Annotated in this window: 16 protein-coding genes, 1 tRNA gene and 1 pseudogene; 6 read left to right on the forward strand and 12 right to left on the reverse strand. The window is 59.7% G+C overall.

The genetic code is table 11. From position 1 onward, the window contains the following. The first annotated feature begins 22 nt into the window (after nucleotides 1–22). From PCO31110_RS13205 to PCO31110_RS13215, 3 genes are all read left to right on the forward strand, one after another. The gene (locus tag PCO31110_RS13205) at nucleotides 23–1,246 is read left to right on the forward strand and encodes a hypothetical protein (protein ID WP_150690604.1); all 1,224 of its coding nucleotides are present in this window, start codon (nucleotides 23–25) and stop codon (nucleotides 1,244–1,246) included. Nucleotides 1,247–1,356: 110 nt separating this feature from the next. Then, on the forward strand, nucleotides 1,357–2,082 hold the full coding sequence (locus PCO31110_RS13210) for a (Fe-S)-binding protein (RefSeq protein ID WP_010807259.1): 726 nt from the start codon (nucleotides 1,357–1,359) through the stop codon (nucleotides 2,080–2,082). Nucleotides 2,083–2,161: 79 nt separating this feature from the next. Next, a complete protein-coding gene (locus tag PCO31110_RS13215; protein WP_010807258.1) occupies nucleotides 2,162–3,571 on the forward strand; it encodes a lactate utilization protein B in 1,410 nt (469 codons plus the stop codon). A 115-nt stretch (nucleotides 3,572–3,686) separates the two neighbouring features. On the opposite strand, the gene PCO31110_RS13220 is transcribed toward PCO31110_RS13215, so the two are convergent. The 6 genes from PCO31110_RS13220 to PCO31110_RS13245 all read right to left on the reverse strand — a co-directional run bounded on the left by PCO31110_RS13220 (nucleotide 3,687) and on the right by PCO31110_RS13245 (nucleotide 8,693). Beyond that, nucleotides 3,687–4,346, reverse strand: a complete 660-nt coding sequence (locus PCO31110_RS13220; RefSeq protein ID WP_010807257.1) for an amino acid ABC transporter permease — start codon at nucleotides 4,344–4,346, stop codon at nucleotides 3,687–3,689. A 112-nt stretch (nucleotides 4,347–4,458) separates the two neighbouring features. After that, entirely contained in the window at nucleotides 4,459–5,256 is a 798-nt protein-coding gene (locus PCO31110_RS13225; protein ID WP_150690605.1) for a transporter substrate-binding domain-containing protein, read from the reverse strand. Nucleotides 5,257–5,303: 47 nt separating this feature from the next. Then, nucleotides 5,304–6,332, reverse strand: a complete 1,029-nt coding sequence (locus PCO31110_RS13230; RefSeq protein ID WP_150690606.1) for a quinone-dependent dihydroorotate dehydrogenase — start codon at nucleotides 6,330–6,332, stop codon at nucleotides 5,304–5,306. 128 nt (nucleotides 6,333–6,460) lie between these two features. Further along, complete coding sequence (locus PCO31110_RS13235; protein ID WP_010807254.1) at nucleotides 6,461–7,255, reverse strand: arginyltransferase; 795 nt, start codon at nucleotides 7,253–7,255, stop codon at nucleotides 6,461–6,463. Beyond that, entirely contained in the window at nucleotides 7,252–8,016 is a 765-nt protein-coding gene (aat, locus tag PCO31110_RS13240) for a leucyl/phenylalanyl-tRNA--protein transferase (RefSeq protein WP_150587079.1), read from the reverse strand. The genes PCO31110_RS13235 and aat overlap by 4 nt, the downstream gene beginning before the upstream one ends. Nucleotides 8,017–8,075: 59 nt before the next feature. Then, complete coding sequence (locus tag PCO31110_RS13245; RefSeq protein WP_246189848.1) at nucleotides 8,076–8,693, reverse strand: NUDIX hydrolase; 618 nt, start codon at nucleotides 8,691–8,693, stop codon at nucleotides 8,076–8,078. A gap of 199 nt (nucleotides 8,694–8,892) precedes the next feature. Here PCO31110_RS13245 and PCO31110_RS13250 point away from each other — a divergent pair. Together PCO31110_RS13250 and PCO31110_RS13255 are read left to right on the forward strand one after the other, a co-directional pair. Continuing rightward, nucleotides 8,893–8,969: transfer RNA gene (locus PCO31110_RS13250), tRNA-Met, on the forward strand. Nucleotides 8,970–9,083: 114 nt separating this feature from the next. Continuing rightward, entirely contained in the window at nucleotides 9,084–9,548 is a 465-nt protein-coding gene (locus PCO31110_RS13255; RefSeq protein WP_150690607.1) for a GNAT family N-acetyltransferase, read from the forward strand. Here the strand turns inward: PCO31110_RS13255 and PCO31110_RS13260 are convergent. After that, complete coding sequence (locus tag PCO31110_RS13260; RefSeq protein ID WP_150587076.1) at nucleotides 9,517–10,401, reverse strand: EamA family transporter; 885 nt, start codon at nucleotides 10,399–10,401, stop codon at nucleotides 9,517–9,519. The genes PCO31110_RS13255 and PCO31110_RS13260 overlap by 32 nt on opposite strands. A 152-nt stretch (nucleotides 10,402–10,553) precedes the next feature. Between PCO31110_RS13260 and PCO31110_RS13265 the strand changes: the two are divergent. After that, a pseudogene (locus PCO31110_RS13265) lies at nucleotides 10,554–10,847 on the forward strand (transposase); the annotation flags it as partial. 293 nt (nucleotides 10,848–11,140) lie between these two features. Here the strand turns inward: PCO31110_RS13265 and arsA are convergent. The 5 genes from arsA to PCO31110_RS13295 form a co-directional block, all read right to left on the reverse strand. Continuing rightward, nucleotides 11,141–13,144 (reverse strand): arsenical pump-driving ATPase, encoded by a 2,004-nt coding sequence (arsA, locus tag PCO31110_RS13270; RefSeq protein WP_150690609.1) that lies wholly within the window; start codon nucleotides 13,142–13,144, stop codon nucleotides 11,141–11,143. Between the two features lie 1,913 nt (nucleotides 13,145–15,057). Next, entirely contained in the window at nucleotides 15,058–15,279 is a 222-nt protein-coding gene (locus PCO31110_RS13275; protein ID WP_150690610.1) for a hypothetical protein, read from the reverse strand. Between the two features lie 958 nt (nucleotides 15,280–16,237). Further along, a complete protein-coding gene (locus tag PCO31110_RS13280; RefSeq protein WP_150690611.1) occupies nucleotides 16,238–16,621 on the reverse strand; it encodes a hypothetical protein in 384 nt (127 codons plus the stop codon). Between the two features lie 714 nt (nucleotides 16,622–17,335). After that, nucleotides 17,336–18,883 carry a hypothetical protein gene (locus PCO31110_RS13290; RefSeq protein ID WP_150690612.1) on the reverse strand — a complete coding sequence of 516 codons (1,548 nt, stop codon included), beginning with the start codon at nucleotides 18,881–18,883 and terminating at the stop codon, nucleotides 17,336–17,338. 476 nt (nucleotides 18,884–19,359) lie between these two features. Then, nucleotides 19,360–20,445, reverse strand: a complete 1,086-nt coding sequence (locus PCO31110_RS13295) for a site-specific integrase (protein ID WP_150690613.1) — start codon at nucleotides 20,443–20,445, stop codon at nucleotides 19,360–19,362. Nucleotides 20,446–20,468: the final 23 nt, after the last annotated feature.

Raw genomic sequence — 20,468 nt, forward strand, 5'->3', positions numbered from 1 at the left:
ATGGTCGCAGGGGAAGTGCGAGTTGAAGCAGAAGGCCGCCACAAGCGGAAAGTCGATTGCCGAGAAGCACGAGGAAATCGTCCGGCAGTTTCAACAGATTGCAAACACAAAGGCGCAGTTGGGATTGAGCAGTGAGTCGATCACCCGGCTGGAGAGCGCATTTGCTTCGACGTACAAGAAGGCGACCTCAGGCTACTGGGGCGGCGGGCTTTGGGACGGGTTTTATCGTTATACGTCCAACCCCAGCCGTCAGGGGTTGTACTTCCTGGTTGGCGAGCAGTTACATGACCGCGACATCGACAGTCTCACACCGTCTGCCAGGCGGTTTTCGATGATCCTGGGGCATTTGGCGGATGCGCTGCGCAAAGAAGAGGAGATGCTGCACAAATGCGGCGAGATGGTTGAACGCTCGACGGCGCTCAGGAGTGCGACTTTTGAGGACGCCGCTGCGCAAAGAGCCGAGTACGCGAAGATCGGTGCGGAGTGTATGGACGTTCTGGCCGAAGTCGAGCAGTGCCTGAACGCTGCACGCGAGACGATCAGGTGCGGGTCGAAGGAAGTGTGGCCGGAGAGGAAGCATTTCGGCAAGCGCTTTGCGATGTCGGCCGTCCTGTATTGCATCGCGGGTGGCCTTGCGATTGCGGCGCTGATTGCGTCGAGCGGCACACTCGCCATCGTCGGGGTGGTGTTGGCGATAGTGATTCGTGTCGTCAGTCTGGGAAGCATTCGCGGGTTCGACCGCGAGCGGGGGTGGAAGTCTGTCGAGAGTCTGTTGGCGAGTGCAAAACAACTTATTGAAACGGAGGGGGCAACGATGAAGACGTATTTGGATATCAGCGACCGGCGTGCTGCTTTGGCACGTGAGGACATGATGTGGAATCTGCTGCAGGATGTGAGGACCCAGACGCAAGGTACGGATGCCCGGGTCAGCGCCATGGCGGAGCAAATGAGCGGCGTCGTTTCCAGTGTGGACTCGCTGCGAGGCGATGTCAGGCGGCAATCCCAGGCATTAAACACGACGCAAGAAACGCTGGTGTCTGGCTTCAGTGCGGTTGAGCGCAAGCTCGACGATTTCAGAACCGATCTGCAGCGGCTGTCGCGTTTGCAAGAGGTCACGTCAATGCGTTCGGCGATGGTAGCGCTCTCCACATTCCCTGCGGGCGATGCATCGTACCGCAACCGGCAGATGCCCGAACGCGCGAATTCCTGGAGTCCATATACACACGCCGGCGCTCGCATGGCCTAGTCGGCGGTGAGCGTCTGCGCACATCTGCGCGAGATGCGGGAATCCACGCTGGGCCGGTTCGGCCCAGCGACTTATAATGGCGCATTATTCCCGAATAGAGGATTCCCCCAATGCGCGTCGGACTCTTTGTCACGTGTCTAATCGACATGATGCGTCCGGAGATCGGTTTCTCGACACTCAAGCTGCTCGAGACAGCCGGCTGCGAGGTCGTGATTCCCAATTCCCAGACTTGCTGCGGTCAGCCCGGCTACAACTCTGGCGAACGGGCCATCGCCCGAGATCTCGCTCAGAAATTTCTCGATGAATTCGAATCGTTCGACTATGTCGTCGTGCCGTCAGGGTCATGCGGTGGCATGGTCAAGGCGCATTACGGCGATCTCTTTGCCGACGACCCCGAACTGATGGGGCGTTACGAGCGGCTGCGTCCTCGTGTGTTCGAGCTGACCGATTTTCTCGTCAACGTGCTGCATGTCGATACGGTGCCCGGCGATTACAACGGCGAAGTCACGTATCACGACGCCTGCTCGGGGCTGCGTGAGCTTGGCGTCAAGGCACAACCGCGCGCATTGCTCGCAAAAATGCCCGGCGTGAAGATGACCGAGATGAAGGACTGCCAGGCTTGCTGCGGCTTCGGGGGTACCTTCGCGCTCAAGTACGGCAACATCTCGACGGCCATCGTCGACGAGAAGTGCGCCAATATCGCAGCGAGCGGTGCACCGGCAGTGGTGCTCGGCGACCTCGGGTGCATGCTCAACATCGAAGGGCGTCTGCGCCGCACCGGCGACACGAAGACGCGCGTGCTGCACATCGCTCAGGTACTTGCCGGCGATGCGTGAGTTCGCCGCAGTCCTCCCGACAATCACGCTTGTGCGCGCGGTGATGCGCGCCGGCGGCCATCACCTTTCGTGAGTCGCGATGCAAGTTCAATCGATGCAATTCAAGGCGCGGGCCGGGCAGAAGCTTGCCGACCAGCGTTTGCAAGCCAACCTCAAGAAGCTCTCGACCAAGTTCGTGACGGCGCGTGCTGCCGCCATCGAAGAGATCGACTTCGAGGCGACACGCGAGGCGCTCAAGGAGCGCCGCAATCGCGGGCTCGAGACGCTCGACGTCTGGCTGGAGATCTTCGAGCGCGAAGCCACGCGACGCGGTGCGACCGTGTTGTTCGCGGAATCGACGCAGGATGCAGCACGTCTGATTGCGGAGATCGCCCGCAAGCACGATGTGAAGAAGGTGATCAAATCGAAATCGATGGTCACGGAAGAGTTGCAGCTCAACAAGGTGCTCGCCGACATGGGCGTGCAGTCGGTTGAGACTGACCTTGGCGAGTACATCCTTCAGATCAACGACAACGAGCCGCCGTCGCACATCATTGCGCCGGTGGTGCACAAGGATAAGGACGAAGTCGCCGACCTGTTTGCCCGCGTTCACCACAAGCCGCGTCTGACCGAAATTCCGGCGATGACGCGTGAAGCCCGCGAGATGCTGCGCCCGCAGTTCCTTTCGGCGGACATGGGCGTGACAGGGGGCAACTTCCTCGTGGCAGAAACCGGCTCCGTGGCCGTGGTGACGAACGAGGGGAACGAAGGCATGTGCACGATCATGCCGCGTGTGCACGTGGCGGTGACGGGCATCGAGAAGGTGTTGCCGACGCTTGAGGACCTGGCGACGGCGATGCGTCTGCTACCGCGCTCGGCAACCGGGCAAGGCACATCGAACTACTTCTCGCTGCTGACCGGCACGCGAGCCGAGGGCGAGGTCGATGGCCCCGACCACATGTACTTCGTGCTGGTGGATGGCGGCCGCTCGGGTCTGATCGGCGGCGCGTTCCAGGAGATGCTGCGTTGCATCCGCTGCGGCGCGTGCATGAACCATTGCCCGGTCTATCAGAAGATCGGCGGTCATGCTTACGGATGGGTGTATCCGGGGCCGATGGGATCGGTGCTCACGCCGAGTTACGTCGGGCTCGAAAAGACGCTCGATCTGCCGCAGGCGGCGACGTTGTGTGGTGAGTGCAATCGCGTCTGCCCGGTGGGAATCCCGATTTCCGATCTGCTGCGCAAATTGCGCGAGCGTCAGGTCGATCGTGGTCTGCGGCCGTGGCAGGAGCGGGCGGCGCTCGCCGCGTGGGCATTCGCCGCGCGTCGCCCGCGTCTGTATGCAACGCTCTCGAGGCTGGGCGCTTGGGCATTGCGACGGATGGGGCGCGATCGCGGCAGCATCTCGAAGCTGCCGTTTGCCGGCGGTTGGACCGATACGCGTGAGATGCCTGCGCCGAGCGGCAAGACGTTCCGTGCGATGTATCGCGAGCGTCGCGCACCGCGATAAGTGTGGTGTGATGATGCGCTGGTGCCGTTGATGCGCCGGTGATGCAGCAAGAAGGCCGGGCCCCGGATGTCAGAGACAGGCAGCAGGGGTGCCGGCTTTTTTGTGTCCGTGAGACTTAGCTTCGGGCGGGTAACGCGAGACGCTTTTCGATGCGCCGCTGCAACGCCGACAATCCGGTCGACAGTACCCAGTAGATGGCAGCACACGCGAGATAGAGCGGCAATGGCTGATACGTCGACGCGATGACCTCCTGCGCGGAGCGCAACAGCTCCGTTACCGTAATGACCGAGACCAGCGACGTGTCCTTGATCAGGCTGATAAGGCTATTGCCGAGGCTCGGCACGGCCATGCGCAGGGCTTGCGGCGCGATGACATAGCGCAGCGTTTGCCAGTAAGACAGGCCGAGGCTGTACGCCGCCAGCCACTGGCCGCGCGGCATGCCTTCGAGGGCGCCGCGCATGCTCTCCGACAGATACGCGCCGACGTTAAGACTCAGCGTGAGAACACCGGCCGGTGTCGGCTCGAGCGAGATGCCGATGCCTGGCAAGCCGTAATAGATCACGAAGATCTGCACGAGCAGTGGGGTGCCGCGCATGACGCTGACGTAGGCGCGGGCGATACCGCGCAGCACGCGGATCTTGCCGATGCCCATGATCGCCACGATGACGCCGATCACCAGACCGAATACCATCGACAGCAATGCGAACTTGATCGTGAGCACAGTGCCTTGCAACAGCACCGGCATGGATTGGGCGGCGAGTTCGAATGGATTCATGGGGGATTTCTGGTGGTGAATCGTGAGCTGAAAAGACGACGGCCGGCACTCGCGTCATTTGCGTAGTGCCGGCCGTGATGCGACCGAAATGTGTCGCTGCGCGGCTTGCGTATTACTTCGCAGGCTTGGACACGTCCTCACCAAACCACTTTTCCGCGAGCTTCGCGAGCGTACCGTCCTGCTTCATGCTCGAGAGCGCATCGTCGATGGCCTTGGCGAACTTCGGATTGCCCTTGCGGAACGGGATGCCGACCGATTGGTTGGTGTCTTGCAGCACGGCACCGGGACGCAGCGGCAGGTTCGACGTTTTGATCAGATACGCCAGCATCAAGCGGTCGTTGAGGGCCGCATCGACGCGCCCGGCCGCAAGATCGCGCAGATACTCGGGGGCGCCCGGGTATGTACGCACATCAATGCCTGGCACCGCTTTCGCGAGCTTGTCGTAGTTGCTGCCGAGGCTGACGCCGAGCTTGTGGCCTTTGAGCGCTTCGAGCGAAGCGAATTCGCGCTTGTCGTCCTTGCGTTGAATGAGCTGGGCGGCGGAGTAGGTGTACGGCTGGCTGAAGTCGAGCGATTTCTTACGCTCGTCCGTGATGGCGACCTGATTGACGATGACGTCGAACTTGCCCGCCACGAGTCCACCGATAATGCCGCTCCATTCCGTCGTCACGAACATGGGCTTCACGCCGAGACGCTGCGCGACGGCCTTGGCAACGTCGACATCGAAGCCGTCGAGCTGACCATCGGTGCCGCGATAGTTGAACGGCGGGTACGTGCCTTCGATGCCGATTTTCAGCACACCGGCGGACTTCACGGTGTCGAGCAGATCGGCCGCGCGGGCGGGCGTGGTGCCCACCAGGGTGGCGGCGGCCAGTGGTACGAGGCACAGCGTCTTGAGCCAGGCTTTCATGATGATGAAGTCTCCCTGAGGCAGATGAAGGGGCAACGTTCAGCCAGTCAGGCCGTACGCAGCGCTTGCACACATTCTCGCACCAGCTCGGGGCCGCGGTAAATCAGACCACTGTATACCTGAACGAGGCTGGCCCCCGCATCGAGCTTGGCTCGTGCATCGGCACCCGACAGAATGCCGCCAACGCCGATGATTGGCAATGCGCCACCCAGTTCGGCGGCGAGCGCACGGATCACGCGATTCGAGGCGTCGAACACCGGGCGTCCCGATAGGCCGCCCGTTTCGTTAGCGTACGGCAGGCCCGCCACGGCTTCGCGCGAGAGCGTCGTGTTGGTGGCGATCACGCCGTCGAAGCCGTGACGCGTTAGCGTATCGGCGATGACCTTGATCTGTTCGTCGTCGAGATCCGGCGCTATCTTGAGTGCGATCGGCACGTACTTGCCGTGACGATCGGACAGTTCGCGTTGCTTGTCCTTGAGCTTGCCGAGCAGCGCATCGAGTTCGTCGGCGCCCTGCAATTGGCGCAGATTCTTGGTGTTGGGCGACGAGATGTTGACCGTTACATACGTGGCGTACGGATACACCTTCTCGAGGCAGATGAGATAGTCGTCGACCGCGCGCTCGATCGGCGTATCGGCGTTCTTGCCGATGTTCAGGCCCAGCGGTCCTTTGTAGCGCGCCGACTGCACGTTCTGAAGAAACTGCTCGACGCCGCCGTTGTTGAAGCCCATGCGGTTGATGATGGCTTCGGCTTGCGGCAGACGGAAAATGCGAGGCTTCGGATTGCCCGGCTGCGGGCGCGGCGTGACGGTACCCACTTCCACGAAACCGAACCCCAGCGCGGCGAGGCCATCGATGCAACTGCCGTCCTTGTCGAGGCCGGCGGCAAGACCGACGGGGTTCGGGAAGCGGATACCCATAACCGTACGCGGATCTTCGGGCAGCGTCTGACCAATGAGGCCGGCCAGTCCGAGCGAGGCGGCAGTGCGCAGCGTGGCCAGTGTCAGATGGTGGGCTTGTTCCGCGTCGAGGCAGAACAAGGCGCGACGGGCCAGGGGATAGAGGGGCGCAAGCACGATGTCGGGTTCGGCAGAATCGGAAAGTCGCCATTTTACCGGTATCCCGGTCGCAGAGCGCGTCTTTTTCTACGCTCTGCGTACTCTTGTTTTGCGCAGTGCCGGGGGGTGGATGAGCGCGATGCGCACTACTGGTGTGATTGAGGCGATTGGCCGGCGGCGTCGAGCATGGCTTCAGGCATGTCTTGCCATTGACCGTCGAGCAGGCCTTGCAGCGGCCGGAAGTTGGCCTTGTACACCATCTTGCGGCTCGCCTGAATCCAGTAGCCGAGATAGACGTGCGGCAGCCCTAGGGCGCGCGCCTGTTCGATCTGCCACAGGATGTTGTATGTGCCGTACGATGCGCCTTCGACGTCGGGGTCGAAGAACGTATAGACCGACGACAGGCCGTCACTCAGGATGTCCACCATGCTGATCATGCGCAGCGTGCCTGCGCCCTGATGGCCGGGCGGCTCGCGGAATTCCACCAGACGGGAGTTCACACGGCTTTGCAGCAGGAACTGCTCGTATTGCTCGCGGCTGTCGTGATCCATGCCGCCGCCCGCGTGGCGCCGCGACTGATAGCGCATATAGAGCTGGTAATGCTCTTCGGTGTAATGCAGGCCCGATACGTTGACGGCGAGGCCGGCGTGGCGTCGCCAGATGCGGCGCTGCGTACGGTTTGGCACGAAGCGCGCGATCGGCACGCGCACCGGCACGCACGCGCGGCAGCCGTCACAGTACGGGCGGTATGTGAAGACCCCGCTGCGACGAAATCCGGAGCGAACGAGTTCGCTATAGACGTCCGAATTGATTAGATGACTGGGTGTGGCGACCTGCGAGCGGGCCGTGTGATTATCGAGATAGCTGCAGGGGTAGGGCGCCGTTGCGTAGAACTGAAGGGCAGACAGCGGAGAGAGCGGCAGTTCGTTCGGATGGGTCACTGGGAAACCTCGTGAGCCTTATCTGCTGCGTTACCGTAGGCCAGTGCGCTGAGCACCTGTTTGTCCAGGCGCCAGACCGGCGCGGGGGCCATGACCGCCGTCTTCACGTGCGCGAGAAACGCCTGGCGGGGAATTTCGCCGCCGCCGAGCGACGCCAGATGCGCGGTACTTTGCTGGCAGTCTATCACCTCTATTGCGTGTGTGCGTGCAAACGCGACGAGCGCGGCAAGCGCGATTTTCGACGCGTCGGTGCGCTTGGCGAACATCGATTCGCCGTAGAACATGCGGCCGAGTGCCACGCCATAAAGGCCGCCGACACGCTCGCCTTCATAGAAGGTTTCCACGCTGTGGGCGAGCCCGGCGTCGTGCAGCGAGCGGTAGGCGGCAACGATGGCCGGTGTGATCCATGTGCCGTCCTGGCCGCGACGCGGTGCTTGGGCGCATGCCTGCATGACTGCGGCAAAGTCGACGTCCAGGCGGATCTCCCAGGCGTCGTCGCGTAGCACGCGGCGCAGCAATTTGCGGAAGTTGTGGCTGACGACGAAGTTCTCGGGGCGCAACACCATGCGCGGGTCGGGGCTCCACCAGAGAACGGGCTGGCCCTGCGAGTACCACGGGAAGATGCCCTGCCGGTAGGCGGCGAGCAGACGTTGCGCAGAGAGGTCGAGTCCGGCCGCGAGCAGCCCCGGCGCTTCGCTCGATGCATCGAGCGCTTCGTCCACCGGCGGGAACGGATCGTTTGCTTCGAGCCAGACGACCATGGTGAGGTTAGCGCTCCGGAGCGGCAGTCGGCTTCATGCAACGCGCGATGAGCGTGCGCTCAGACACGCAGCATCGGCGTGAGGATGTCTTCGGTGTGCGCCGTATTGACGGGCAGCGACGGTACCGGTGTACCCGGCACGGCGGCCTCGTCTTGCGAGGCTTCGAGGTGTACGCCGAATGCCCCTGCGCGACGGTCTTCGAAGAAGAAGCGCAGGGTCTTCGCCACGGTCGGGAAGGCGATCTCGTCCCAGGGGATCTCGTCTTCCGAAAACAGGGCGACTTCGAGGCTCTCTTCGCCGGCGGCGAACTGCGGCTCGCACATCTGTGCCAGATAGAAGATATGAACCTGATTGACATGCGGTACGTTGAGCAACGAGAAGAGGGCGCCGACTTCGACGACGGCGCCAGCTTCTTCGAGTGTCTCGCGTGCGGCGGCCTGCGACGTCGTTTCGCCAATTTCCATGAAGCCTGCGGGCAGCGTCCAGTAACCGAGACGCGGCTCGATGGCGCGTTTGCAAAGCAGCACCTGATCGCCCCACACAGGCACCGTGCCGAGCACGTTGCGCGGGTTCTGATAGTGGATAGTGCCGCAATGAGTGCAGACATGCCGCTCGCGATTATCGCCGGGCGGAATGCGCAACTCGACCGGGTGGCCGCAGGCGGAACAGAATTGGATGGGAGGACGTCGGTTCATGGTTGCTGCGAGTGTATCATCGGCAACGCACGCTGTGCGGCAAGGCCAACAGCGCGTTGGGATAACCCGTGTTGGGGCACATGCGGCGGTTTTTTCCCGACCCCCAGACCTGGGCCAGAAAAATAATCGGCCAGTTATGTTGCGCTGCGATGGCAATTGCCATATAATTCAATTCTTCAGACGCGGGGTGGAGCAGTCTGGCAGCTCGTCGGGCTCATAACCCGAAGGTCACAGGTTCAAATCCTGTCCCCGCAACCAAATTCGAAAGCCTGATTTCCACAAGAAATCAGGCTTTTTGCGTTTTGCCTCCGTCGCGCATATTTGTCATGGGTACGCGTGCACGTCTCTCGACATATCCAACTGCGGGTTTCCATGTCAGGCATCTTCACTACGCACGAAAACGAATTCGACGCCATCGTCGAGCTTTGGGAGGCGTCCGTGCGCGCGACGCACGATTTCCTGGGCGACGCCGATATCGCCTGGTTGCGTCCGCGCATTCGTCATGACTATCTGGGGGCGGTCACGCTACGTGTATTTCGTGACGACGCTGGCGTCCTTCGTGGTTTTCTCGGGGTGGCGCAGGGCAATGTGGAGATGTTGTTTGTCGCGCCCGACGTGCGCAGGCAAGGCATTGGTGCTGCGTTGCTGGCTTACGCCGTGCGTGAGCTGGGTTGCACGAGCGTCGACGTGAACGAGCAGAACCCGCAGGCGCTGGCGTTCTATCGGCGCGAGGGGTTCGAGGTGACGGGGCGATCGGAACTCGACGGGCAGGGCCGGCCGTTCCCGCTGCTGCACATGAGACTCGCTAGCGCGAAGCCGGCAGCAGGCGCTGTTTGATCTTCGCGCCGAATACGTTCACCACGAGGCCAGTCATCACCAGCGCGGCCCCGGCGATTTGAGCTTCGGCCAGTTGTTCGTCGAGCAGCAGAGCGGCGGATGCAAGGCCGATGATCGGCACGAGCAGCGAGAACGGCGCGACCTGACTGGCGGGGTAGCGCGTCATCAGGCGGCCCCACAGCGAATAGCCGACGAGCGTTGCGATGAAGGCGAGGTAGGCGATGGCGAAGATCGATGTTGCGGAGATATGCGACAGCGAGTTCGCGATTTGCTGCGGGCCTTCGAACCAATAGGAGAGCAGGGCGAACGGAATCGGCGGAATCAGGCTGGCCCAGACCACGAGGCCGACGAGATCGACATTGCCGATCTTTTTCGTGATGACGTTGCCTGTCGCCCAGCTAAGCGACGCGCAAAGCGTGAGCACGAAACCGAGTGGCGTCATCGCGCTGCCGCCGTGCATGCCGATGACGGCGAGGCCCGCTGCCGCGATGAGTAGGCCGTAGATGTTTTGCGCGCGGAAGCGTTCTCCGAGGCACAGCACAGCGAGCCCCAACGTGAAGAACGCCTGCGCCTGAAGCACGAGTGACGCCAGGCCGGCGGGCATGCCGACGTACATCGCGGTAAACAACAGTGCGAATTGCCCGAACGAAATCGTGATGCCGTAGGCGACCAGCCAGCGCCAGGGCACCTGCGGGCGTCTGACAAAGAAGATCGCGGGGAAGGCGGCGAGCAGGAATCGAAGGGCGCCCAGCAACATTGGCGGCACGCCATGCAGGCCGACCTTGATGACGACGAAGTTCACGCCCCAGGCGAGTACGACGATAAGTGCCTGCAACAGATCCTTCGGTGCCATGCCGGCGTCTCCTTGTGCTGCATCGAGGTTATTGGAGGAAGGCGAAAGTGTACTCCTGGGGCGTCGACGTGTCGTGTGAAAAACCGGCGCCATGGCTCGTGGGGCCGGACTCATGCGGAGTAGAATTTTTTCGTTACGAGGGAGTTCTGCCAATGAAGAAGTCGAGACTCACGGACGGCCAGATACTGGGGGCGCTCAAGCGAGCGGAAGCGGGTCTGGCGATGGCTGCGTTGTGCGGGGAGCCGGGTATCAGCTCGGCGACGTTTTATAAATGGCACTCGAAGTACGGTGGCATGGACGTCCCGATGATGTCGCGCATGAAGGAACTGGTGGCAGAGAACGCGCGGCTACGCAAAGATGTACATCGAGGAGAAGCTCAAGGCTGAGATCGCCTCGGAGGCGCTGCAAAACAGGTTCTAAAGCCGTCTCGCCGACGGGAGATGGCAAAGCTGGTGGCGACGTCGGTGCCGCAAAACGTCCAATGAATTCGCACAATACTCATGGTTGCCCGACGTCCGGCACCAATCCAGGGATGGCGCGTGTTGCAGGCGATTCGCTTTACCGCAAATCGGGGACGGCGGCACCACATCTCATTCAATCTCGGTGGTTTCTCGCCAGTCGGCGATTAGGGTTTGCTGGCTGCCATCGTAGGGCCTAAGCGAAGCAGCAGCGGGTCACGTCAAATGGCTTTCGCTCCGTCAGCACGTGGAAGCAAGCGCCAGTTTGTGTGCCGGTGCCGTCATGAGGACAGCAACGCCGACAGCGCTGCCAGCCCAACCGGTGCTTGAGCTACCCATGGCACGGCAAACGTACGCTGAGCCAGTCCACCTGACAGCCTGGCCATTTGCCGCCGCTCGCCATCCAGACGGGCTTGCAGCAAGGGGTCATGCGTGCCTGAAGCCAGGATGGATTTGTTGACTACCCATGCATAAGGCTCGATCTTGGCGCGACGCAGGTCGTCTTGCAACGCGGCCGCTTGGGACACCGGCGTCACCTCCGGCAAGGTGACCAGGATGATGCGGGTGTAGCTGGCATCTTGAAGGCGCATCAGCGGCGTGACCATATGAAGAGGGCCCTTGCCTTCAAACTCGCGCGTCATCTGACGGTGATAGGCGCCCGTGGCATCCATCAACAATAGAGAGTGCCCGGTGGGCGCCGTGTCCAGCACTACAAAGGCGGTGCGGGCTTCGGCCACCGTGCGCGAGAACGCGTGGAACACGGCCACCTCTTCGGTGCAGGGCGATTGCAGATCCTCCAGCAGCAAGGCTTTTTCCTGCTCATCCAGCCCGGGCGAGCGCGCCGCCATGATCTTGTCGATGTAGCGCTGAGTCTCCACCTTGGGATCGATGCGGCCAACTTGCAGGCCCGGCAACTCGCCATCGAGCGTCATGGCCAGGTGGGCCGCCGGGTCGGTGGTGCTGAGGTGAACCGCGTGACCGCGCTTGACCAGGCCGATGGCCAGCGCCGCTGCAATGGTGGTCTTGCCGACGCCACCCTTGCCCATCACCATGATCAGGCCTTTGCCGGCAGCAGCCAGTTCATCCACCAGCTTGTCAATGTGCTCTGTGGATAGTGGCGTTTCATCGATCATGGATCTACCCTGCCCATTGGCTGGAGGCGCGTCGGTCAACAAGGCGCGCAAGGCGGGCAAGCCGACCGTGTCAAAGGCCCGCAAAGGCACAGTGCTTTGGGGCAAGGCGCGCAAGGCCTCGGGCATGGCATCCAGCGCTTGTTGGCCTAGGGCCTCGATGGCGCGTGCCACAGCATCGTTCGGGTCGGTGGCTTTGAACACGCCGTTGATCATCAACTGCTGGTTGTTCAAGCCAAGCCCCCGTAACTCTTCAGAAGTACGAGCCGCCTCGGCCAATGCGCTGCGGTCGGCGCGCGCCACCAGCACGACGGTGGTGAGCGCTGGATCGCACAAGGCAGTGAGGGCTGCATTGAAGCGCACTTCCTGCATCTTCAGGCCCGAATGCGGCCCCAAGCAGGAGGCGCCCCGGTCGTTGTCCTTGAGAAAGCCGCTCCAGGCTTTGGGCAGGCTCAGCAGGCGCAGCGTGTGCCCCGTGGGCGCCGTGTCGAACACGATGTGGTGGTATTCAGCCGCATCACCCGCAAGAAGGTTTGAGAACTCGTCGAACGAGGCGATCTCGGTGGTGCATGAGCCAGAGAGTTGCTCACGCACCGTGGCGCGCTCGGCCTCAGTGGCTTGCGCCTCCATCTGCGCCAGCACGCGCTGGCGGTAGGTCTCGGCCGCCACGTCGGGGTCGATGTTGAGCACCGACAGGCCCGGTGCGCCTGGCACGGGGGTGGGGATGTTGCGAAGCTCGATGCCCAGCATTTCATCGAGGTTCGATGCGGCGTCGGTGCTGACCAGCAGCACCTTCTTGCCCGCGTCTGCCAGCTTCAGCGCGGTCGCAGTGGACAAGGACGTCTTGCCAACCCCGCCTTTTCCTGTATAGAAGAGGTGCCGGGTCGGATGGTTCAGAAAGGCCAAGGGTTGTGACTGGGGCTGTGGCCTGAGCCAGGCCTGCACTTCTTCATGCGATGGCAAGCCGCCGCTGTGCACGATCTGGCCACCGATCATGACGGCAGGTGTGGCCTTGACGCCAAAGCGCTTGATCTCGTCGGGGTTCTCGATTTTGGTGATCTCCACCGCGACACCAGCGGCGTTGGCCACCCGCTTGATCATCTCGATGGTGACGTGGCACTTACTGCACCCCAGACCCAAAACTTTGATTTCCATGACGATGATCCTTGGTTTGATTTCTTCCAAGCTGCTCGCGCAGATACGATTGCGCGGACAGCGGAATTACTGTGCGCCGGTTGGCGTAGCCCGACAGGTGCTTGCATCCACAAAACGCAAGAGACGCAAGGCGTTGAGCACCACCAACACCGTGGCATTCTGATGAATCAACATGGCAACACCGCGTGCGAGGCGCGGCTCAAGGCAATGGCAAACGACAGCCTGGCCAGATCACCGCCCATCAGTGCCACATCGGCGGTTTCCAAGGCTACGTCAGTGCCTCTGCGTCACCCATGCCGGAGATCACAACTGACGGTTTGCTGACAGAATATGGCGGCCAGAACCGCGAGATGAATGACCGGTTACAAGCGCAACGACAGGCCGATTCGGGTCGAAAATCGTCGTCTCAGAGCCTTCTTTTTCGGCCCTATCAGCCGCCGCCACCCTTACTAATACCCAAAATCCCCTCTCCTTAAAAATCAAAAGCTTCCCTTCCGCAGCCGACACCCCGAAAAAGTAAAGCCCCCACCCGAAACCCCTTACCCCACAAGCCTCCCAGCCACCAACAGCCAAGGGTAAATAGCCTATTGAGTCAAAACCTGGGCCTTCGTCCGTCCGCACCTCGTCGAGCGGCGGGTCGGCTTGCGCCGTGGCTTCGAGAGCGCCAGGCCGAGCAGTTCCTTCTCTCTTGGCAATCCGCATGGCCGCAGCGGGTTTGCGATCGAACGTCCGCGCCTCGGAATAGATCACCCGGCCGCCTCGCTTGAGGCGGATCTGTGCGGTATCCCCTATGCTTTTGTCCTTTCGTTCCTGTATCGCGATTGCGCCTATAGGTTATGTCGGTGGGTACATGGCTTTTTTGATGTTACAGCGTAGCACTCGGGTGCCAACACGGGCGAAAATGAGCAAAAACAATGGAAATGAGCTGCTATGTTTTCGCCGCACTCGCCTGTTTTGTAAGGGATTTTGCATGAATTCAACACCCCGCCGCGTCAGCGTCGCGCCGATGACTGCTTGGGGGTAGGTGTTCCTGTCGTGCCTGATCTGGCCGGCGATTCCGATGACTTGTACGTTAAGTATTAGTAGTACAAGTCTATGGGCGCACTTCGTGCGCCCGCCGTCCTCGCCCCTGCGGGCGGCGGGCGCGCGCAGTGCTTCCAAACTTCTGTCCGTAACCCTTCGCGTACAAGACGAGCGATAGCGCGCCATTGAGGCTGAAAGGTTCGGCATGAGAGCCGGGATGCAAAGGAATGAGGTAGTGGCGAACGCGCGAGGTCATACCCGCTGCTCGGTCACGCGGGCCGCGCTGAGCCGCGCGATAACCGCCCGGACTCCGCAAGCACGCATACGCAACCCTCTCTCCGGGTACGGCGCTGACACTCCCGACGCTAGACGCCTTGAAAGACGACCGGCTTACGGAAATACAAACGTCAACGAACGAACCAACGGATGAGGTTGGGTTACGACGGTGTTACCTGCTGGGTGAGATAGGGAATTTTGGATGATGGCCGCAGTACGACGATGGACACTGCCCGCGATGGGATCTTGGCCGAGCTCTCGTTTAATTGCCCCAGCATACGCTTTTGAGCGCAGATCGACTTCTGGCTTCTGCCGCCGGAAGTGGAGATAGGCCAGTGCGCGCCCGTACTGCTATGCACTGAAAAAACTAAACCCAAACGGAAGCCACGTATGGAAGCGTGGCGCGAATGTGGAGTTATTAAAGCAGCGCGCGAACGCACCGTATATGGGGAAATTCCGATTGGGTCAGAGGTGAGGGGAGTGATGGCTTGCATGGCGAATGGCGTGGCGTGGATTTGAGATAGCGAGCGCCGTAAAGCGCAGCGCTATGAATGCAGCCGAAACATGCGGGGGGCCATGCCGTTGGCAGAGTCAGATGAACTGCTAGGTGACGACTATACGTCGAGAAAGTCAGCTTTCAACTTGTGGCATTCGCAGACGAGTTCGACTGTCATTTCGCCAAGCTCTTCGAAGATCGCGAGAAGGAAGCGGTGAGGCATTTCCTTGCCCGCGTCTGTGGTCGTACATGTCGTGAGCACGAGGATACGTTCGGCGAGAGTGCTGAGCTTGTCTACGGACGAGCGGATGGGGAAAACTGCTGGGGGATTACAGGTCATGTGGGGCACCTCGATCTAGCCAATCTGAGAACCCCGCCACCCGCTGCATTGCGCAGGGGTGGGCGGGCACTGGACTAGGTTGGCGAACCGCTGATGATTCGGATTAGGCGGCACACCCGAAGGTGTCCCAATCCAGGCCCGCCCGTTGACGCAGAGGCGCGGCACAGCGCACACGAAAGCCGCAAACATCGCGGCTGTGTGCCCGAAAACATCTTTCGGGTCGCCAAACCCGGCCGCGTTTGGAGCGCGACGGGAATTAGATTAACGATCCGATTTCGAGGGCACCACTCGGTCGGAGTTGCATTCTAGGTCACTCGCTGCAATTCAGAACATTCCGATGCCTCAATAGGGATTCTTCTTGGTAGACGAGAGGATCTGCGAGCTACCGGGCACCAGAAGCGTAAACAGAGCCAAGTGGCCCCATTTACGTGTAAACAGCGGAAGTGGACCGGCCAGGTTGAGATGCTGCATCAACGAATGCCTTCTCACCCGCAATGAATGTCGTCGTTACGGTACCTGGCCGGAGAACTACGCCGCGAAGCGGCGATGTCACCAACAGACAGTCATCCAAATTCAATTCAAACCAATCTGCCCCCTGAAACGCTTCGATTCCGGCGCTAGTGGAAGGAAACTCATACCCCCTGATCAATGCGCTAGTGGGGAGAAGTTCGCTCACTTTCACCACGTAAAAGTGCTCTGCGCCTACGGCCCGAAACGCGGCCCCAATACGGTCGGCGTCTCCATCGAATAGGGCTTTGTCATCGATTTCGATTGCCTTCCACGACATCTGACTCAACACGGCCGAATCAAGTGTCCAATCCGCAGCTAGCAAGCGCCGAAGTGACGTGGCCTCATCTCTATCGATCGTTCGGACTCGCGCGCTTGGTGTCATGCAGGATTCTCCGTCGCGATTCTTGATTCAATCGATATCGACAGTATTCAGGCTGCGGTAGGGTCACTATTCGGGCGCCAGGCGCCACTGAACAAATGACGGATACGGTGTTCCATTGAGGAACGCCAAGAACACTTCGACAACTTGATCGGCCATGAACCATTCATCTGCGCGCATCGGAATGTGGCCTGCTCCGAAGACCAGGATCGTGCCGTCTGGGCGTACCGGCGAGGGCTTGTCATGGAACGCCCTCCATCGTTTCGCGCCGAATTCGAAGCGCTCAATCATGCAACTGACGCCACCACCGGCTACCTGCACGTAGTTGCCCGAATCATCGGTTAACGACGCATAGGACGACTTTCCGTAGCTTCGCAGCGCTTTGAGCGCACGAGCCACCTGTGCAGGAGTCGGCGCGTCGTTTGCCAGCTTTCGCTCGACGTCGAGTTTCATTGTTGGTTCGTCTCGATTTCTCTCATTAAGACGGGAATCATATCAGTGTGTGGACCGTATATCGAACGACTGCTTTGGGTCGGAACCGCCGTCGCAAAGGCTTCTTTGCGGTGACCTCCCCCGGATACCCGAGCACCTTGAATTAGAAAATTCCGGCTTCAATGTGGGAGATTCGGAACTCGCTCGGAGTGCATGGTGTGGCGAGGGCTGCTTTTGCTGCTATAGCAAGCAGGGCGTCGCTCCCCCAATGGCGGCCGAATGTGGTCGTCGCCTATCGGCCATCAAGGGTCATTCGCCCGCTCTGCCGCTCGGACCTTCGGGCGTCGCCTCCCATCCGAGAAGCGGTCGTTCAGTTCATGATGTTCGCCGCCACCCCGACCAAGAGTTCAATTAGGGTCTGCGTGCGAAGGCGGGGACCGACAAGCGCGCCTCGTCCGGGAAGATTCGGGCCGCTCAGCGACAGCTTGGTCATCTGTCGCTGACGATGACGGAGCACTACGTGCAGGAGCGGAAGGGTGACAGGGTAGATCCTACGAAGTGACCTCATTTCCTAGGGTAAATGGGTAGCCCTTGGATGAGCACGAAGTGTTGTTGAGAGTCGCCTCCGCGAAAAACCCAGGCGTCGGCTTGCCAGGTCCAGGTATAGCTGAAGGAGGCAAGCCGATTCATGTTTTAGCGCCTTGTGCGTACCTCGAGGCTTTTTTGTTTTAACAATCAGTCGCTTTTTGGTGGGACTGGCTTGAGTCGCGGTTTCGGCTTTTTCCGGGGAGCAGACTCACCTGCAGCGGAATCGATTTCAACAGGCGCAGCGACTGCCTCGGTGCCGATATCTAACACCTCCGCTGCCGCTATGTTTGGTAAGCGGCTTGGTACGGTGAGAGCGTCGGGTTCCTCGTCGCGTTTTGCATGATAATCGTGCCCATATACGTCGAGATACGCCTTAAAAAATTCGTCCCGATCGCGGAATTCGGAAAATAGCGGCCAATCGTGGTACGCCCCTTGATGAACCAGTTCTCCACATTTCCCGATTTGTCTCATCAAATCCGCTGCCGTTTCGTATTCGTCTTTTAGGACGGCAACAGCAAGCTTGAAATCTCTTATGGAGGCGGTCCAGTCGCAGGATTTCAAAACTCTTAAGCATTCGTCGGTTTTTTTGATTTTTTTATATGCAATTGCTAGATTTATGTTTCTAATTCTAATGTTTAGTTCGTCTGCACCTTTTTGCATTTCAGGTGAAAGTGAAAATGCTCCCATACTTGCTGCAAGCTGCCAGTTTTTCCTGCGAAGCTCATCGTAGACTGCTAAGCGTATATGTTCGTTTGCAATGTCAGATTCTGCAGGCAAGACCTTTCGCCACAAGGTATATACAAGCATAAAAGCGACAAGTGAAAGTACATGGCAAGCCCTGAAATAATATGAGGCGCCGACGGTTAGTGTTTCGCCGGCCGTGAGCTTCGGATCAAGTTGGCAACCCTCTTTTTTGCAGACACCAAGATATTGCTCGCTAACGATCCCATCGTTGTGCGTCATCAGGTTCCGGCGCTGCCCGATTTCAACGAATTCATGCCACTCGGGGAATTTTTTCAGCGTTTTTAAGCCAAATTTGTTTTCGAGAAGCGAGAATTGTTCTACATAGCTTTCCCTCCTGAAAGAGTCGATCTCCTTTTCAAGCATGTCTTTTTTTGCGGCGTCTAGCGTGTCAAATTCCAGTAGCTCTGCTAGCGTAACCTCCCGCTTTACACTCTTTAGTAACTCGGGTTGTTTCTCATAAATTATTGTAAGTAGGTTTCCGATAAAAGCATCGAATTCGCTAAACAAACCAATGAACAAGCTTCGCTCAACAATAGTTCCCATCTTGGATTTATTGAGGCGTGTGTACTCGGTCAACGCCGCGATGAGCGCGGTACGCTCTCGGATGTCGTCGGGCATTCTGACGGTAAAGCTGTCAGTTTCTTTCTCATCTATATGCGGGCTAATAGTTTCTAGGCACTCATCGATTTTCGCTTTGAAATGCGCAAGGATCGCATTCATCGTAATCCTTGCGGCGCGACGCATGTCGTCAGTCCGGCTCACGAATTCGCCCGCTAGTTGCGCCAGTGGCGATTGCGGAGGGCGATCTGGGGGCGCGCCGGAAGGCGAGGTACCGGGAGCATTAGTATCGACCGGTGGTTTGCCGACACCACCGCCGTCCCCATTTGGGCTCGGCGTCAGTGCTTCTTCTTCATCAAGGACGTAATTCGCTGATTTTTCACCCGGTTTCATGTTTCCCCCGTTGGTCTTCGGCCGGTTTATAGCGCTGTAAATCCCAAAGTGTAGCGTTGGTTTTGTAGTGAGGTGAATTGAAACACGGCCGTCTAGCGTTTCGGTGCGGCCAACCGGCAAAAACGGCTCCCCCGTTGATCGCATCGTTGGACGGCATCGAGCACGCCGCGCGATTGGGTCGAGCCACGCGAATGGCCGTTGTACGTCGGAAACGCCCATGGATGGGAAGGCGGGTCGACCGGCAGAAGTGGGTCGAAAGCCGCCATCGCAATGCCGACCTTTTCGACCCAATTCCGCACCACGCCTCAAATCCCCCCTACCATAAAATCAACGACTTATCCTCGCGCCGTAACACCCCAAAATAGTTAACGCCCCATCCGCAACCCCATAAGCCTCCCAACCACCCCCACCCAAGGTTAATAGCTTACGAGTCAAATCTTGGCGCTGCGCTTTGTCACGCTCAGGTGCTTGCTGAGTCATGCGTCCATTGCCGGGGCTAGTCTCGCAAGCCAGGGCCAGTCGGCGAATCGATTGCCCGTCTGGCGGATATGCGTGTATCTCTTTAGGCTTGCCCAACTCCGGTGGCCGGTTACGGCGGCCACACGAGGTATCGACAGACCTTGCTCGAACAGCCAGCTAGTGCCCTCATGGCGCAGGTCGTGAAATCTAAAGTCTTCAATTTGTAGAAACTTGCATGCGCGCGTGAACGCTGCGCCGACCGCATCCGTGGTGTGGGGGAAAATTCGGTCTTCCCCTTCGTGTCGCGGTATCGCCGAAAGAATGCGCATGGCTTCTGGGGGAAGGTCGCACCAAACGTCGTTGCCGATTTTCTGACCGGGGTGTTTCATGTCCCGAACCAATATCCGCGATCCCTCCCTATCCAAGTTCGACCACTTGATCGTAACGATCTCCTCTTGACGCCGAGTCGAGAACATAGCGAACGGGACTATGTATTGCATCGGTGCGCTATTCGGATGCCTTTTGCGGATGCCAACGAAATGCTCAAGTAGCAGATCCAGTTCAGCAAAGCTTGCGCGTCTTTCCCTTTTTGCGGACTTGGCCGTATGACCGAGATGAGATAGGACTCGTCGCGCATCCTTCAAGGCTTGCTCAGACAGTGGATAGCCCCAAGCGGGGCGGGCGACATTGACGACTGCCCCGATGTGGGACATATAGTTGCTCGCCGTTTGTGGAAGGACGTCGAGGCTTTTGGCAAATTCAACGTAGTCGGCACTCCCCAACTCGCTGCAACGCTTTTCGCCGATTGGCGCTCGCGCGACGGCGTTCAGAACTTGGGCCTTCGTGCGTCCGATTTCCTTGATGGACTCGCGGACGTACTTCCCGATGACCTCGCTAAAGAGGGGATCGGCTTGCGCTGCGGCTTCGAGCCCGCCAGGTCGAGCTAACTCCTTCTCTCTTTTGATGATCCACGCCGCCGCAGCTTGCCTGCGGTCAAACGTCCGTGCCTCGGTATACGCCACCCGGCCGTCCCGCTTCAGGCGGATCTGTGCCGTATACCCTATACTTTTGTCCTTTCGTTCCCGTACTGAGATTGTTCCCATAGGTTTTCGTCGGTGCTACACGG

Origin of the sequence: Pandoraea communis, from assembly GCF_902459745.1 — a bacterium.
GTDB classification, from domain to species: Bacteria; Pseudomonadota; Gammaproteobacteria; order Burkholderiales; family Burkholderiaceae; genus Pandoraea; species Pandoraea communis.

Coding starts and splice junctions, on each gene's coding strand:
- PCO31110_RS13210 (WP_010807259.1), top strand. CDS start 1,357: ATGCGCGTCGGACTCTTTGTCACGTGTCTAATCGACATGATGCGTCCG.
- PCO31110_RS13215 (WP_010807258.1), top strand. CDS start 2,162: ATGCAAGTTCAATCGATGCAATTCAAGGCGCGGGCCGGGCAGAAGCTT.
- PCO31110_RS13220 (WP_010807257.1), bottom strand. CDS start 4,346: ATGAATCCATTCGAACTCGCCGCCCAATCCATGCCGGTGCTGTTGCAA.
- PCO31110_RS13225 (WP_150690605.1), bottom strand. CDS start 5,256: ATGAAAGCCTGGCTCAAGACGCTGTGCCTCGTACCACTGGCCGCCGCC.
- aat (WP_150587079.1), bottom strand. CDS start 8,016: ATGGTCGTCTGGCTCGAAGCAAACGATCCGTTCCCGCCGGTGGACGAA.
- PCO31110_RS13255 (WP_150690607.1), top strand. CDS start 9,084: ATGTCAGGCATCTTCACTACGCACGAAAACGAATTCGACGCCATCGTC.
- PCO31110_RS13260 (WP_150587076.1), bottom strand. CDS start 10,401: ATGGCACCGAAGGATCTGTTGCAGGCACTTATCGTCGTACTCGCCTGG.
- arsA (WP_150690609.1), bottom strand. CDS start 13,144: ATGGAAATCAAAGTTTTGGGTCTGGGGTGCAGTAAGTGCCACGTCACC.
- PCO31110_RS13275 (WP_150690610.1), bottom strand. CDS start 15,279: ATGACCTGTAATCCCCCAGCAGTTTTCCCCATCCGCTCGTCCGTAGAC.
- PCO31110_RS13280 (WP_150690611.1), bottom strand. CDS start 16,621: ATGAAACTCGACGTCGAGCGAAAGCTGGCAAACGACGCGCCGACTCCT.
- PCO31110_RS13290 (WP_150690612.1), bottom strand. CDS start 18,883: ATGAAACCGGGTGAAAAATCAGCGAATTACGTCCTTGATGAAGAAGAA.
- PCO31110_RS13295 (WP_150690613.1), bottom strand. CDS start 20,445: ATGGGAACAATCTCAGTACGGGAACGAAAGGACAAAAGTATAGGGTAT.